General features: G+C 70.4%; 12 protein-coding genes. All 12 read left to right on the top strand.

What is annotated here, in order from left to right:
• Window positions 1-97 precede the first annotated feature (97 nt).
• The 12 genes from EHO50_RS26020 (at window position 98) to EHO50_RS44130 (ending at window position 14,872) form a co-directional block, all read left to right on the top strand.
• Window positions 98-1,021 carry a phytanoyl-CoA dioxygenase family protein gene (locus tag EHO50_RS26020; RefSeq protein WP_128433638.1) on the top strand — a complete coding sequence of 308 codons (924 nt, stop codon included), beginning with the start codon at window positions 98-100 and terminating at the stop codon, window positions 1,019-1,021.
• 326 nt (window positions 1,022-1,347) lie between these two features.
• Window positions 1,348-2,667, top strand: coding sequence for a KamA family radical SAM protein (locus tag EHO50_RS26015; protein ID WP_128433637.1), 1,320 nt, complete (start codon window positions 1,348-1,350; stop codon window positions 2,665-2,667).
• Window positions 2,668-2,929: 262 nt separating this feature from the next.
• On the top strand, window positions 2,930-4,210 hold the full coding sequence (locus EHO50_RS26010) for an ATP-grasp domain-containing protein (protein ID WP_128433636.1): 1,281 nt from the start codon (window positions 2,930-2,932) through the stop codon (window positions 4,208-4,210).
• The gene (locus tag EHO50_RS26005; RefSeq protein ID WP_128433635.1) at window positions 4,207-5,475 is read left to right on the top strand and encodes an MFS transporter; all 1,269 of its coding nucleotides are present in this window, start codon (window positions 4,207-4,209) and stop codon (window positions 5,473-5,475) included. Before EHO50_RS26010 ends, EHO50_RS26005 begins: the two co-directional genes overlap by 4 nt.
• A gap of 58 nt (window positions 5,476-5,533) precedes the next feature.
• The gene (locus EHO50_RS44135) at window positions 5,534-5,701 is read left to right on the top strand and encodes a hypothetical protein (RefSeq protein ID WP_164904944.1); all 168 of its coding nucleotides are present in this window, start codon (window positions 5,534-5,536) and stop codon (window positions 5,699-5,701) included.
• A gap of 24 nt (window positions 5,702-5,725) precedes the next feature.
• The gene (locus tag EHO50_RS26000) at window positions 5,726-7,048 is read left to right on the top strand and encodes a cation:proton antiporter (protein WP_128433634.1); all 1,323 of its coding nucleotides are present in this window, start codon (window positions 5,726-5,728) and stop codon (window positions 7,046-7,048) included.
• A gap of 11 nt (window positions 7,049-7,059) precedes the next feature.
• Window positions 7,060-7,941, top strand: coding sequence for a 4-hydroxyphenylpyruvate dioxygenase (locus EHO50_RS25995; protein WP_128433633.1), 882 nt, complete (start codon window positions 7,060-7,062; stop codon window positions 7,939-7,941).
• Window positions 7,938-9,605 (top strand): hypothetical protein, encoded by a 1,668-nt coding sequence (locus EHO50_RS25990; protein WP_128433632.1) that lies wholly within the window; start codon window positions 7,938-7,940, stop codon window positions 9,603-9,605. The genes EHO50_RS25995 and EHO50_RS25990 overlap by 4 nt, the downstream gene beginning before the upstream one ends.
• Entirely contained in the window at window positions 9,598-10,914 is a 1,317-nt protein-coding gene (locus EHO50_RS25985; protein WP_128433631.1) for an amidase, read from the top strand. The genes EHO50_RS25990 and EHO50_RS25985 overlap by 8 nt, the downstream gene beginning before the upstream one ends.
• 34 nt (window positions 10,915-10,948) lie before the next feature.
• Window positions 10,949-12,409: a type I glutamate--ammonia ligase gene (locus EHO50_RS25980; RefSeq protein ID WP_128433630.1), complete on the top strand. Its 1,461-nt coding sequence runs from the start codon at window positions 10,949-10,951 to the stop codon at window positions 12,407-12,409.
• Entirely contained in the window at window positions 12,396-13,421 is a 1,026-nt protein-coding gene (locus EHO50_RS25975; RefSeq protein WP_128433629.1) for a GNAT family N-acetyltransferase, read from the top strand. Before EHO50_RS25980 ends, EHO50_RS25975 begins: the two co-directional genes overlap by 14 nt.
• A complete protein-coding gene (locus EHO50_RS44130; protein ID WP_164904943.1) occupies window positions 13,418-14,872 on the top strand; it encodes a phosphotransferase in 1,455 nt (484 codons plus the stop codon). The genes EHO50_RS25975 and EHO50_RS44130 overlap by 4 nt, the downstream gene beginning before the upstream one ends.
• The last annotated feature ends 4 nt before the right edge of the window (window positions 14,873-14,876 follow it).

Genomic DNA, 14,876 nt, shown 5'->3' with positions numbered 1-14,876 from the left:
AGGCTCGGCGATCCGGATATCCGCTTGGCGTGCCCATCTTCCGTAACCGCCGGCAGCCCACTACCCCGTTCCAGAAACATCAAACAGGAGTCCGCGCGTGATCAATCCGAGCTTTTCTGTCTCTGACGCAGATATTCAGAACTTCCGTGAGCACGGCTTCCTGAAGCTCAAGGGCATCTTCTCGCCGGAACTCATCGAGCACATGCAGAAGCTTTGCACCTCGGAGGTCGCTCCCCCGTCGGACAACTACGGCAAGGGCTTCAGCAAGCTGAAGTACGACGTGGGCAACGACGACCCCACCGTTCTCGACGTGATGCGCGACGAGACCTTCTCGACCGCCATAGCCAAGCTGACCGGTCAGCAGCTGTTCTTCACCCAGGGGCTCGGATTCGAACTGGCGAAGGGCAAGAGCACCGGGTTCCCGTGGCACGTGGGCAACAAGAGCTTCGGCTTCCAGCGCCGCCAGGACGCAGGCTTCACCGTCTGGACGCCGCTGTGCACCATCGATGCCCAGGGCCAGCGCGGCGGCATGAAGTACGTGTCCAAGCAGCACCTTTCGGGCGAGTTCGTCTACCAGCACTTCAACCTGGTGCCCGAGTACTGCAGGAGCGAGGTCGAGGCCGGCCGCGACCTTAGCTACGAGGACTTCAGCACCCTCAAGGACGGCCCGCTCAACTCGCCTTCGACGAAGGCGCTGCTGGACCACTTCGCGGTGGAGGACTCCTTCGAACTGGGCGACGCCCTTCTCTTCGACAAGTACGTGCTGCACCGCAGCATCAAGCTCGAGGAGGGCCCGATCCCGTCGCGGCTGGCCTACGCGCTGCGCTTCTCCTCGGTCGACGCCCGGTACGACAAGCGTCGCGTCGAGAACCTCGCCTCCCCGCGGGCCACGTTCAACTACGACATCGGCCGCGACTTCAACGACAAGGTCGCTACCGAGGACGGCGAACTGGTCTACGCCAGCCCGTACTTCGACGGTACCCGCGAGGCTCGCACGCTCCTGGCTCCCCGCGAGGCCTGAGTAATTCGTGACCTGCTCGACCGGCAGGCGCGCAGGTTGAAAGCGTGACGAAGGTGCCGTTCTCGATCTGGCATCGATCGGGAGCCGCAGTGGCCTGGATCTATGCAGGGGAACGGCACCTTCAAAGCGAGCCTTACGGCATCAAGTGTTTTGCAGAAAAAGTCCGGAGTACTGCGGAACGGTGTCTCCGTGGCCGCCTGGAGAAACGCCCCGGCAAATCAGGGAAGCAGAGGGGTCTTGGGCCTCTGCTGTCTGCCACGCGATTTGCATTGTTACGACCAGAAGTTGCGGCACCAGGCCGTATGACACCAGAAGAGAGTCCACGAGTGACATTGCTCAATGACGCACCGCCCGCCGGGTTGGCCGGCACGCCGGTGCGCGCCACGCAACGCTTTCGCGCCTACACCAACAAGCACCTCGATGAACTGGTGGCCCGAGCGGGGCTCGGGCCCGAGGCGAGGCTCGCGACTCGAGCCGTGGCGACGGTGCTGCCCTTTCGGACGAACGCCTACGTGGTGGACGAGCTGATCGACTGGTCCGCCGCCCCCGACGACCCGATCTACCGGCTCGTCTTCCCCCAGGCGGACATGCTGCCCGACTCGGACGTCGCCCGGATCGCGGACCTGCTCCGCCAGGAGGCACCGCCCAAGGAGATCCAGCGCGCGGCCCACGAGGTTCGGATGAAGCTGAACCCCCATCCCGCCGGGCAGATGGATCTCAACGTTCCCGACGAGATGCAGGGCATCCAGCACAAGTACCGAGAGACGGTGCTGTTCTTCCCCAAGCAGGGGCAGACCTGCCATGCATACTGCACGTACTGCTTCCGGTGGGCGCAGTTCGTCGGGGAGCCGGACCTGAAGTTCGCTTCCGACGACATCGACGGCCTGGTGGAATATTTGGTGGCGCACCCTGACGTCACCAGCGTGCTCATCACCGGCGGCGATCCCATGATCATGGGCGAGACGGTCCTCAAGCGCTACATCGAGCCGTTGCTCGAGCTGCCGCAGCTCGAATCGATCCGGATCGGGAGCAAAGCCCTGGCGTACTGGCCGCAGCGGTTCGTGACCGACCCGGACGCGGACGCCACCCTGCGGCTGTTCGAGCGGGTCACCAAGGCCGGCAAGAATCTCGCTTTCATGGCGCACTTCAGCCATCCGCGGGAGATGGAGTCGCAGCTGGTCTCCCAGGCGGTCCGCCGCATCCAGTCGACGGGCGCGACCATCCGGACGCAGGCCCCTCTGATCCGGTCGATCAACGACAATCCCAGCGACTGGTCGAGCATGTGGCGGCAGCAGCACGCAATGGGGATGATCCCCTACTACATGTTCGTCGAGCGCGACACCGGCCCGCAGGACTACTTCGCGGTCCCGCTCGGCCGGGCGTACGAAATCTTCCGGGATGCCTATACCTCGGTCTCCGGCCTCTGCCGGACCGTTCGCGGCCCCTCCATGTCGGCCACGCCGGGCAAGGTATGCGTCGACGGCGTCACGGAGATCAACGGCGAGCGGCTGTTCATGCTCCGGCTCATCCAGGCGCGCGACGCGTCGCTGGTGGGGCGGCCGTTCTTTGCCCACTACGACCCGGAAGCCAAGTGGCTGTCGGACCTGAAGCCGGCGCTCGCCGACAAGTTCCCCTTCGAAGAGTAGGGGCATCGCTCCCCTGAAGCCCGACCGCTCAAGGACGCGGACGCCTGCGCGCCCCGGATGCCGGCCGCCTGGGCGTACGACTTCGGTGCCTTGCATCCGCGGTTCCCATCGCTGAGACGCCCCGAGCTGAAGCCGGTGGAACCCCGAGACGTTCCGGATTCCCCAGTACGCCAGGTTTTCGTCGGGCCGATATGGCCTTCCAGCCCATACGTCCTGAGCTGCTCATCTCAGCTATCCAACCCTCTGCGACAAGGCACCTTCGATGTCCCTGAGCGACTCCATCACCCACGTCCTCGTAGGCTTCAGCGTCGGGAGCCTCTCCGACCTGGAGGAACGCCTCCCGGAACGGTCCGTGCTGATCCTGGAGGAATCGAGCGTCATCGAGGCTCGGCGAGCCCACGAGCAGGCCGCCAAGTTCCGTTGCGTGGCGGCTCTGTTGGAGGCCCCGACCCAAGACGAGGAGCACCCCGAGCGAGTCGTGGCCGCCGTGCAGCGTCCGCCGCGTGTGCAGGCGGTGATGCCCGGTGTCGAGTACGGGGTGGTCTCGGCCGCCGCGCTCGCCGACGCCTGGGGCGTGCCCGGAGCCGGGCTCGCCGCCGCGCGGGTGTTCCGCGACAAGGCGCGGCTGCGCGCTGTGGCCGGTGCGGCCGGCATCGCCCAGCCTGCCTGGGCCGAGGTCAGCGGGCCGGACGAGGTCGAGCGGTTCCGCTCCGTGCACGGGCGGGCCTGTGTCATCAAGCCGGGCAACAGTCAGGCCAGCCTCGGCGTCCAGCTTCTGGAGCCCGATGACGACGTTCACGCGCTGTGGTCGCACACCGCCGGGGCCAGGGACACCCGGCAGCGCGCCCGGTACGCCGACGCCGACCGCTACCTGGTTGAGCAGCGTCTGTACGGTCCTGAGGTCAGCGTCGAGGTCCTGGTCCACCAGGGTGTGGTCGGCTTCCGCAACATCACGGCCAAGACCGTGCTGCAGTCCCGTTACCCCGTCGAACTGGCCCACACCGTCCCGGCCGGGCTTCCCGCCGCCACCGAGGAGGCGCTGTACCGGGCCGTCCGGCTGCTGGCCGAGGCAGCCGGCTTCCGCAACGGCGTGCTGCACGCCGAGTGGATCCTCGGCGACGGCGGCCCGTACCTGGTCGAGTGCGCGGCCCGGCTCCCTGGTGACAACATCCCGCAGCTGATCGACCTCGCCTACGGCGGCTCCCTGGCCGACGACCTGCTCGGCATCCTGGAGGGCGGCGGTCCAGTCGGGCCGCGCGACCCGCTGGGGGGCGCCGCAATCCGCTTCCTGAGCTCGCCTCCCGGTGTGGTGGCCGAGGTCCTGGGCGAGGAGAAGGCGCGAGCTGCCAAGGGCGTGCATTCAGTGCACGTCGGCGTCGCGCCCGGGGACACGGTCCGGCCGACGACCAGCTCCTGGGAACGGGCCGGTCATGTGATCGCCACGGGCGCGGACGGCCCCGACGCGGCCGCCAACGCCGAGGACGTCGCGGGGCGGATCGCCGTGGTGTGCACGGATGGTGCCGCAGAGGAGGAACGGCGGTGAAGCTGCCCTCGTTCAAGGACTACGTGCCGTCCACCCCCGCCGCGCGGACCTTTGCGCTCACGGCTCTGATCAGCTCGATCGGCACCGGTCTCTTCCTTGCGGGCTCCACGGTCTTCTTCATCCGCTACGTCGGCCTGAGCAACTCTCAGATCGGCCTCGGGCTCGCCACCGCGGCAGTGTTCGGCTTCCTGGCCACGGTGCCGGTCGGCGCCCTCGCCGACCGGTTCGGCTCGCTGCGAGCCCTGATCGGCACTCAGCTCTGGCGTGCCTGCTGTTTCATCGGGCTCTGCTTCGTGAGCGACCCGATCGGCTTCACGGTGGTCGCCTCGTGCATGGCGGTGGCCGAAGGGTCGACCCCGCCCCTGAACCAGGCGGTGGTCGCCGAGACCACCAGTCCCCAGGACCGGCTCCGGGCCATGGCGATCATCCGCACGGTCCGCAACGTCGGGTTCTCGCTGGGCGCCCTGCTCGCCGCCCCACTGCTGTCGGCGTCCAACCCTTCGGCCTTCCGGCTGCTGGTTCTCGGCAACGCCCTGGCCTTCTCCGTCTCGGCCTGCCTGCTGATGCGGCTGAAGTTGCCCCGCAGCACGGCCGCCCGTGCCTCCGGCAGCGTGTTCAGTGCCATCAAGGGTTTCCGCGACTGGCGTTACGTCGCGCTGAGCACCTTGAACGGCACGCTCTGCCTGCACATGACGATCCTCTCGGTCGGCATCCCGCTGTGGACGGTGACGGCCACCGAGGCCCCCACCGCAGCGGTGCCGATCCTGGTGTTCATCAACACCGTGCTGGCCGTGGTGCTGCAAGTCCCTTTCTCCAGAGGGGCCGACGACGCCAAGGGGGCCGGCCGGGCGCTGCGCCGCGGTGGTCTGGCGCTCGCCGCGTGCAGCGTGGCCTTCGCGTACGCCCAGGGTACGAGCGCGGCGGTGGCACTCACGGTGCTGCTGATCGGTCTGGTGCTGCTCACCTTCGGCGAGCTGTGGCAGTCCGTCGGCGGCTGGCAGCTGTCGTACCTGTTCGCTCCCGAGGGCCAGAAAGCCACCTATCTCTCGGTTTTCAACCTCGGCTCCACGAGCGAGGGCATCATCGGGCCGAGCCTGCTCACCACCGTGGTGATCGGCACCGGCCGGGTCGGCTGGCTGGGTCTGGCGGCCTTCTTCCTGCTCGCCTCACTCCTGGTGCGCCCCATGGTGGCTCTGCTGGAGCGGCAGCAGCGGCCGGCCGAGTCCGAGGAGGCGAAGGGGATCCCGGAGCCACTCGGCTCCTGAGGTCCCGGTGGCCTCGGCAGCGCTGAGTGCCGTCGCCCGCCGTCCTGGACGCCCGGGGATGGTGACGGATGCCGGCCACACCGAGGTGCTGCTGACGGCGCAGGGATCGGTCCTGATCCGGATCGGGCCCAGGCCGGCCGGCGGCACCAGGCAGCTCGTCCCTGCCGCTCGTCGCGCGCTGCGGGCCACGAAGGACGCCACCCCCTGCACCGTGACCACGCCGTAGCGCGGTCTACCCGAAAGGAACGCAATGACGCTGGCCACGGGACCAGTGCCTGGTCTCACCCACCACCAGATCCTGATCTTCCTGCTGCAGGCGGGTCTGCTGCTTGCCACCGCGATCGTCCTCGGCCGCCTCGCCGTGCGAGTGAAACTGCCGCCGGTCGTCGGGGAGCTGACCGCCGGAGTCGTGCTTGGGCCCTCGCTGCTGGGCAACTGGCTACCGGGCCTGTCCAACTGGTTGCTGCCCCACGATCCCGAGCAGATGCACCTGCTCAGCGCCGTGTCGCAGTTCGGCGTGCTGCTGCTGGTGGCGATCACTGGCGCGCACATCGACCTGGGCCTGCTCAAGCGCAAGCGTCGGGTGATCGCCTCGGTCAGCGCGGGCACAGTGCTGCTGCCGCTGTTTCTGGGCTGTGGGCTCGGCTTCGTGCTGCCCACGCAATTGATGGGCGATCCGGGCAACCGGCTCACCTTCGCGCTGTTCATCGGGGTGGCGGTGGCGGTGAGCGCGCTCCCGGTGATCGCCAAGACGTTGCTGGACATGGGACTGCTGCACCGGAACGTCGGTCAGATCATCATCGGTTCGGCGGCGGTGAGCGACATCATCGGCTGGATGCTGCTGTCGATCGTGTCGGCCATGGCCACCTACGGTCTCCACTCGGGGGTGGTTCTCGAGTCCGTCGGCTACCTGGTGATCGTGCTGGCCTTCGCGGCGTTCCTGGCCCGTCCGCTCATCGCGCGGCTGATGGGATGGGCCGAGCGGTCCGGCGGGCCGGCAGGTACCCAGGTCGGCCTCTCGGTCGCGATCGTGCTGATCATCCTGTCCGCGGCCGGTACCCATGCACTGGGCATGGAACCGATTCTGGGCGCCTTCCTGTGTGGCATCGTGATCGGCTCGTTGGGCAAGGCCGGGCGCCGAACGCTGGACACCATGCGGCCCTTCGTGATGGCGGTCCTCGCCCCGATCTTCCTGGCCACCGCCGGGCTCCAGGTGGACCTGTCCGCGCTCGAGAGTCCGAAGATCCTGCTCGCCGGGCTGGCCACCCTCGCCGTCGCCATCGGGGCGAAGTTCGTCGGCGGCTACCTCGGCGCGCGGGTCGGACGACTGTCGGGCAACGAGGCGCTCGCCATCGGCGCAGGCCTCAACGCCCGTGGCGTGGTGGAGATCGTGCTCGCCTCCGTCGGCCTGCGCATCGGGGTGCTGACCAGCGGGTCTTACACCATCGTCGTGCTGGTGGCGGTCGTCACGTCGGTGATGGCCCCGCCCATCCTGCGACGGACCGCCGCACGCATGCCGCTGACCTCCACCGAGATCGAGCGTGAACGTGAGTTCGCGACTCAGTCCGCCTGAGGAGGCTTGGCATGACTGTGCAGGACATCGCCTATGTCGAGCTGTTCGTGCTGGACAAGGTCGCGGTGGTGGACCGCCTGGTGGCCGATCTCGGATTCGCCCGGGTCGCGGACAGCGTCCAAGCGGATCGGAGCTCGGTACTGCTGCGGCAGGGTGAGGTCCTCTTGGTCGTCACCTCGGGCTGGGGTACCCGCAGGTTCGTCTCCGATCACGGGGACGGTGTCTTCGACATCGCCCTGAGCTGCGCCGACGTCGCGGCGACGGTCGAGGCGGCCCGGGCGGCCGGGGCGAGGACCTGGGCCGCGCCGAGGGGCGGCTGGATGGTGTCCGGCTTCGGCGGCGTCTGGCACACGCTGGTGCCGACCGCTGCGCAGGGCGGGCCGGCTTGGCCGTCGGGCCGGCAGTGGATCACCACGGATGGAGCCCCGGCCACGGAGGCCGTACCGGACTCCCCGGCCGTACCGGACTCCCCGGCCGAGCCGACCGGGCGGGCCCTGCGCCTGGACCACTTGGACATCCTGCTGACCGCGCACGGTCTCGCCGACTACGCCGCCTTCTGCGAGGACGCCCTGGGCTTTACCCGGCTTCCCGCCGAACTGCCCGGCCGGACCGGCGATGCGGCCGACTCGGTGGTGCTGCGCATCGGCCCGGCGGGTCCCTCCGTGACGCTCACCGCGTCCGCCCACCGGGACGGCCGGCCGAACGAATCCGACGAGTTCCTGGAGCGCAACGGTGGCCCAGGCGTTCACCGCCTCGGCTTCCGCACCGACGAGATCCGTTCGGAGATATCGGTCCTGCAGCTGGTCGGGCGGCGTGACCACGCCTTGGTCCCGGGCGGCGGCACCGGACCCCGGCCACTGCGCAACCAGCTACCCGACGGGGTACCGCGATGATCGGCAGTGAGGGGTGGGACGGTCTGCTGCGCCACGTCGCGGCAACCGCCCTGGCCGCAGCTCCCGAAGTCGCGGCGGTGACCGGGGTGCTGCTGTCGATGGACAGTCGCATCCCTCTCGATCAGGGCCTGGACCGGCTGCCAGGGGAGTCGCGCGAGCTGCTGCGGCGCGTCGCCGCGCTGCCCTGCCGGGCGGTCGCCGCCACGGAGCAGGCCGAAGGCATGCCCGTCGGGCTGAGCCGGACCGGGCAGGTCTGGGCGGTCCAGGCGCCGGACGGCTCCGAGCCGTTGGTACGCGTCCTCGGTGGCGCCGCTGCCGCCGAGCTGGACCAAGCGGTACGCCGCTGGGCTGTGGAACGGCGCACGGCCGAGGCCGAGCGGCTGCGGCTGCGGGACTGGCTGGCCGCCCAGGCCGGCGAGGCGGTCGACGAGTGTCTGGACCGCCTGGCGTACCTGTTGCCGCACATGGCGCCGGTCCAACTGCACGTGGGCGATGCCTGCTTCACCAACCTGGGCCGGGGCAACCTCCCGGGCCGCCTGGTGTCGGCCGGTGCCCCTGCCGACACGCTGGCCCGGCTGCGCAGCCAACCGGTCGGCACGTGGAGCGGCGAGGAGGCCGCCTTCGTGACGGCGTGCTGGGTACTGATCACCAGCGGCCCGCCGTCCCGGCTGGAGGAGGCCAACGGCTGCCACCTCGACCTGCGCTGGCTGAGCGAGTTTCTGCGGGGACACGCGCAGCGGTATGGAGTGCAGGTGGTGGCAGCGGGGGGCCCGCCGGAGCCGGAAGCGCTCATGGCCCTGGCCGCGCGCCTCGCCGAGCGCCGGGCGGAGCTGCTCGGGCAGGGCACGGTCTTCTACCGTGAGATCCACGGGGTGAGCCTGAACAAGCGGGAGCGGTCGCTGCCGGCCGTACCGGACGCCCGGCTGCTGGCCCGGCCGCAGTACCGGTGGTCCAGGTGGTCGGCGCAGGCGCCGACCCTGGCCGACATGGGCCGCGAGGCCGCGCACCAGGTTCAGGACGCCGCCGTCGGCAAGCGTCCGGCCGTCCGCGCGGAGATCCTCCGCGACCTGCTCCAGGACCTCGCCGCAGCCACCGGCTCCGATGTGACCATGGCCCGCGGGCCGCGGGAGCTCTTCTTCGTGGACGACTCCGAGCCGGAGCGGCACGCGCTCACCCTGAGCACCACCGACTTCTACTGCTGCGTCGTCCCCAGCGGATCCTTCGCGAACCAGCACCGCGGCGGGGAACCGTCACTCGACAAGATCCTCGCCGCCTACAGCGCCCGCATGCGCTTCAACAGCTGGCACTACCTCCCACACGTGCTCGGGCAGACCGACGATCCCCGGCGCGACGACTGGTTCTTCGCGCCGACCATGCCCGACCTCACCCACCACTCCGAATGGCACCACACCGGGCACGTGCGGTTCGGCGTGCGCCATGCGATGCGGGTGCCGCTGCAGGTGGCCCTGGACGGCCGGACCTTCCCCGGTCTGTACGACCTGCGTCTGATGCGGGCCGGTGGCGTCCCGTTCACCGCGGCGGATCTGGCGACCGCCGTTGCCTTCGGCCAGGTCCTGCGGGTGTTCCACGAGGAGATGTACCGCGTGTGCCGGGACAAGGTCACCGAGTTCGACAACGCCTGGTTCCGGAGCACCTATGCGTAGCGGGCCCGGGTACTCGGCGCGGAGTCTCACCGGGCAGTACGCCGAGGGCGCGTTGCTGCCGTCGAGCCATGTCGCCGAGCTGCTCGACCGGATCACCGAGGGGACCCCGGAGGGGTCCGCCTTCGTGTCCGTCGACCGGGACTCGGCGATGGCCGCGGCCCGGCGTGCGGACCTGGCTTACCGCAGCGCAAGGGTGCCCCCGCCGCTGTGCGGGGTGCCGGTCTCGGTCAAGGACCTGCTCGACGTGGCGGGACTGCCGACCGGTCGTGGGCGCGCAGGGGACGCCCCGGCGGCGGCGACGGACTCGCCCGTGGTCGAGGTGGTGCGCCGGGCCGGGGCGGTGATCCTGGGCAAGACCCGCACGTCCGAGGACGGCTGGTCGGCCAGCACCGTCGGTGCCTGCGGCCCGGCCAGTGTGAACCCGCGCTGCCCGGACCGCAGCAGCGGTGGATCGAGCGGCGGAGCCGCTGTCGCGGTGGCCACGGGTCTGGGGCCGATCGCGATCGGGACGGACGGTGCCGGCTCGGTGCGCATCCCTGCCGCATGGTGCGGGGTCGTCGGGTTCAAACCGACCTGGGAGCGCTGGGCCTACGGGCCGCGCGGCGACAGCCTGTCCCACGTCGGAGCGCTCGCCGCGACGGTGACGGACTGCCTGCTGTTGGACCGGTTGGCGGCAACGGTCACTCCGGAACCGGACAGGACGGCCCACCCGCTGCACCGGGTCGCCTGGCTGTCGCTGCCGCACGCCTCCCACGGGCAGGACACGCTACGGGCCGACCTGCACGCGGTCTGCGGACGGCCGGCGGCCACCGTCGCCCTGGACACCACCGGCGCCTACTCCCGGGCGCTGGTGCCGATGCTGGCCGCGGGGGAGCACCCGCGGCTGGCGCGGCACGAACTCTGGCCGGGCCACGCCGAGGTGGCGCGATCGGGCGCCGCCGTAACCGAGCGGCAGCTGCGCCGGGCCGAGGAGGTCCGCGCCCGGCTGGCCGCGGATCTCGATGCGGCCCTCGCCGAGTACAGGGTGCTCGCGCTGCCGACGGTGGCGGTGCCCGCCTTCGGAAGGGACGAGGAGTACCCGCCGGGCACGGACGTCCAGGGCTGGCTGGGCTGGGCGGAGAACACCTTCCTCGCCAACCTCACCGGCCACCCCGCGATCAGTCTGCCCTGGGGCACGGACGCCGACGGCGTGCCGCTGGGCCTCCAGCTGATCGGTCGGCGCGGCCAGGACCGGGCCCTGCTGGAAGTGGCCGGCCTGCTGGAAACGGAAGCCGCCCGAAGCCACATGACGAGGGCCGTCCGGCCCTGACGACGAACAGGACGACGAAGAGAAGGGAGGCGCAGTGAACGAGATCGGCATCGGAGCCGGAACCAGCACGCGGCCCGGCGTAGTGAACCACCGGGACATCGACGCGGTGCGCGAGGCAGCAGCCGAAGTGGACTTCGTGCACGTGCTCTACGGAGACCCGCACGGGATCGCACGGTCCAAGGCGCTCTCCCCGCACGCACTGATGGGCGCACTGCAGCACGGGGTGGACTTCAGCCCCGGCCCGCTCGTGTTCGACACCGGGCACGCCATCGCCCTTGGCATCGACGACACCGCCTTCGTGCAGGAGCTGCACGGCGCGGGGGACATGGTCGTGGTGCCGGACCTGAGCACCTGGACCGTCACCGAGCACCGAGGGCGGCGCACCGGGTGGGTGATCGGCGAGGAGCGGCTGCGCAACGGGGCCGAGCACCCGCTGTCGAGCCGCCGAGTCCTGCGGGAGGTCGTCGAGCGGGCGGGCGGGCTGGGTTGGAGCCCGGTCGTCGGCATTGAGCTCGAGTTCTACCTGCTGCGCAGGCTGCACGAGGGCTATGCCGGCAGCCCCGGCGGGTTCGGGGTGCAGGGCAGCCCCGAGCCGACGGCCCTGGTGGACGGCGGCTACCAGTTCAACTCGACCCGGTTGCTGGAGGCGGCCCTCGACCTGCTCGCCCCGCTGTGGGCGCCGCTCCGCTCACTCGGTGCCCAACTGCGCACCGTCGAGCACGAGTCGGGGCCCGGGCAGCTGGAGATCACCTTCGCGCCCCAGCAAGCACTGGCCGCGGCCGACACCGTGCTGCTGCTGCGTACCTGGCTCAAGTGCTTCGCCCGGGGGCACGGACTGCACGTCTCCTTCATGGGGCTTCCGGCGTTCCCGTCGGCGGATCCGAGCGGCTGGCACCTGCACCAGTCGCTGCGGCGGCTGGACGGGACCGCGGTCTTCGCGGATGCGGTCACCGGCGAGTTGAGCGACGTCGGCGGCGGCTACGTCGAGGGCCTGGTGCGTCGGGCGGCGGAGTACTCGCTGCTGAGCAATCCGACGGTGAACGCCTACCATCGCTTCGGCCCCGCGCATTCGCTCTCCCCCTCGCGCGCGAGCTGGGCCCGGGAGAACCGGGGCGCCCTGGTGCGGGTGGCGGACGGCGGGGCGCCGGAGGCGGCCCACGCGGAGAACCGCATCGGTGACCCCACGGCCAACCCCTACCTGTACCTGGCGTCCCAGATCTCCTCCGGCGTCGAGGGGGCGGCGGCGGAACTGGTCCTCTCCGCACCGGTGCCGAGGCCCCAGGAGCAGGGGACGCCGCTGCCGGAGACCCTCGGCGACGCCATCGAGGCGTTCGAGTCCTCCAAGGCGGCCCGGGAGCTGGTCGGCGACGACCTGCACCGCGCTCTGGTCGAGCTCAAGCGCAGCGAGTGGAACCGGTTCATCGCGGCGGAAGGCGGATTCCGCAGCGGACGAGTGAGTGAGTGGGAAGGCCGGGAGTACGGTGACGAGTTCTGAGGAGCGTTACCGGGTCGAGGTGCTCACCAGCGTGGAGGACCTCCCCCCGGAGTGCGGGACGATCGCCGAGGAGCTGGGGATCTCCACCTTCTACTACGGCCTCGAGTTCCTGCGCGCCTACGAGCGCGAGCCGATCCAACGGGTACTGCACACGCGGTACCTGGTGATCAGGGACATCGACGGGCAGTTCGTGGGATTCGTGCCCTGCTACGTCCAGGGCGACCCGTTGCGCGCGCTCGACCTGGCCGAGGACGAGGTGGTGCTGCTGAGCCACGTCTGGCACTGCTCCGACACCAGGCTGGCCTTCCGGCGGGAGGATCCGGAGATCGCCGCTGCGGTGGCCCGGACCATGGAGACTCTGGCGCGTGAACTCGGCGCCGGGCGCTACGGGTTCATCAACGTTGCCGAGGGGCCGAGCCGAGACATGCTGGTGGCGGCCGGATTCGTCCCCCGGCACATCGACACCCGCTACGTCATCGACCTCGCCGCGGCAGGCGACTTCGAGGGCTACCTGCAGGGCCTGAGGCCCAATGCCCGCGGGGAGTACCGGCGCCAGCTCAACCGGGCGCGCGACGCAGGGGTGCGCACGACGGTGCGCGTACCCGAAGGCGCCGAGGACCCGAGCAGCCTCGACCTCTTCGAGAAGCTGATGGCCAACGTGGGCTCGGCCGGTTACTACGACAAAGAGCGAATCTCCCGGTTCCTGACCTATGTCCCGTCCGGGGCCAGGATCGTCGAGCTGCACCAGGGCGAGGAGTTGCTCGGCAAAGCGGTCGTCTTTCTGGAAGAGACCAAGATCCACGCCTGGGCCGGCGGCTACGACCGTTACGAGGACGCGAGGGTCAAGCGCCCGTTCAGCAGCTACTACCTGTTGATAGCGGAGATCATCCGGCTGGGCTACGAAGCCGGGGTGCGCTACTTCGAGGGCGGCCGGCGCAACGGGCCGTTCAAGGAGCGCTACGGGATGAGCCCGGTGGAACTCGACGCCTTCATACGGGAGGTGGCCCCGTGACCGGCGGCAGCATGCGGCGGGGACGCCGCCTGGACGTGCGCGAGCTCGCGGAGTTCGTCGCCGCACTGTCCGCCGCGCAGACGGGGGAGACCCGGCCGGGGCCCACGGAGGTGTACCTGCTCGGCACCGGCCCCGTGGCGGACGCGTGCGCGCAACGCCTCAGGGACGGGCTCGTCCCCTTCGGCTTCCGGGTGGTGGCATTGGACGACGGCCGACCGGAGGTGCGCGCCGTCTCCGCCCACCGGCCGGGCCCCTGGGCGGCCTGGGACGCCGAGGAGTTGGACGGACTGATCGAGGATGTCCAGGCCGAACGCGTGGCCCACTGGGCTCAGTCCGCTGCTGCCCGGCCGCGGATCCGCACCCTGCACCGGCCGGGCTCGGACTCCATCGGGGTCATCGAGTTCGACTGTGCCGCGGGCAGGTTGGTCGCCAAGGTCGGCCCGCAGGACGTGATGCTGGAGGAGCAGGAGCATGTGCTCCGCGCCCATGCAGCCGGTGCGCCGATCTTCCCTGCGCCGCGCGGCTTCGAGGCGCGGGACGGAGTGGCCGTCCGACTCATGGACGCCGTCACCGACGGCGCCTTCGTGGACCGGGTCTTTTGCCGGGATCCGGACGGCCTGCTCCGTGCCGATCCGGCGGGGGTCCCCGCACTCGACGGGCACCTGCGGGTCCTGACCGAGTGGTACGCCGACACCCTCACCGAGGGTGAGCCGCAGGTCGCGGCCTACCTGTACACCGAGCGCCTGCACCGATTGCCGGAGACCGAGGCGTGCCGCCGCGTCGGTGAGTCGGTGCTGGGCGCAGCCGCCTACCGGCAGGCCTTCTCCAGGCCGGTGGTGCTGCCCGACGGCAGCCGCAGCAGCTATGCGGAGCTGGTCGCCTGGGTGCGCGATACCTACCCGCAGTGGCGCCCGCTGCGGTCGGCGGTCGTCCACGGGGACATCTTCACCAGCAACCTGATGTGGGGTCAGGCCGGAGAGCCACGGTTCATCGACCCGCGCAGTGCCTGGGACGGAGCGGCCCAGGCAGTGGCCGGCCACGGGGACCCGGTCTTCGACCTGGGCACGCTGCTGCACGCGGTGTCGCCGATGGTGACCCTGCTCGACGCGGTCGGCCGCGGGCAGGAGGAGCTGGTTTCGCCCTCCGTGGGGCCCGATTCCGAGGGCGAGTTGGACGCACGCGACCTGGTGTCCACCGAGGACTGTCCGGCGCGCGCGGTCTATCTGGACCGGGCTGCCCGGCTCATGGCGGGCTGGGCGGACCCGGGGGCACCGGTTCGCATGCATCTGGCCTCCGCCTGCAGCCTGCTGGGCTGGCTCAAGTACCCGAAAGTCGTCCGCACTCCCGGAATCTGGTGGGCGGTCTTCCTTGCGGTGGTCGCCGACCTCGCCCGTGCCCGGCGGGTGCACGAGGGACTCGACCCCGTGTTCACACACGACGGACCACGGTGAAAGC

It is taken from the genome of Streptomyces cyaneus, assembly GCF_004028635.1.
Lineage (GTDB): Bacteria > Actinomycetota > Actinomycetes > Streptomycetales > Streptomycetaceae > Streptomyces > Streptomyces cyaneus.
The sequence above is the reverse complement of the archived record's forward strand: the minus strand, read 5'-3'. Positions and strand labels throughout refer to the sequence as shown.

Coding starts and splice junctions, on each gene's coding strand:
- EHO50_RS25995 (WP_128433633.1), top strand. CDS start 7,060: ATGACTGTGCAGGACATCGCCTATGTCGAGCTGTTCGTGCTGGACAAG.
- EHO50_RS25985 (WP_128433631.1), top strand. CDS start 9,598: ATGCGTAGCGGGCCCGGGTACTCGGCGCGGAGTCTCACCGGGCAGTAC.
- EHO50_RS25990 (WP_128433632.1), top strand. CDS start 7,938: ATGATCGGCAGTGAGGGGTGGGACGGTCTGCTGCGCCACGTCGCGGCA.
- EHO50_RS26000 (WP_128433634.1), top strand. CDS start 5,726: ATGACGCTGGCCACGGGACCAGTGCCTGGTCTCACCCACCACCAGATC.
- EHO50_RS44135 (WP_164904944.1), top strand. CDS start 5,534: ATGGTGACGGATGCCGGCCACACCGAGGTGCTGCTGACGGCGCAGGGA.
- EHO50_RS26010 (WP_128433636.1), top strand. CDS start 2,930: ATGTCCCTGAGCGACTCCATCACCCACGTCCTCGTAGGCTTCAGCGTC.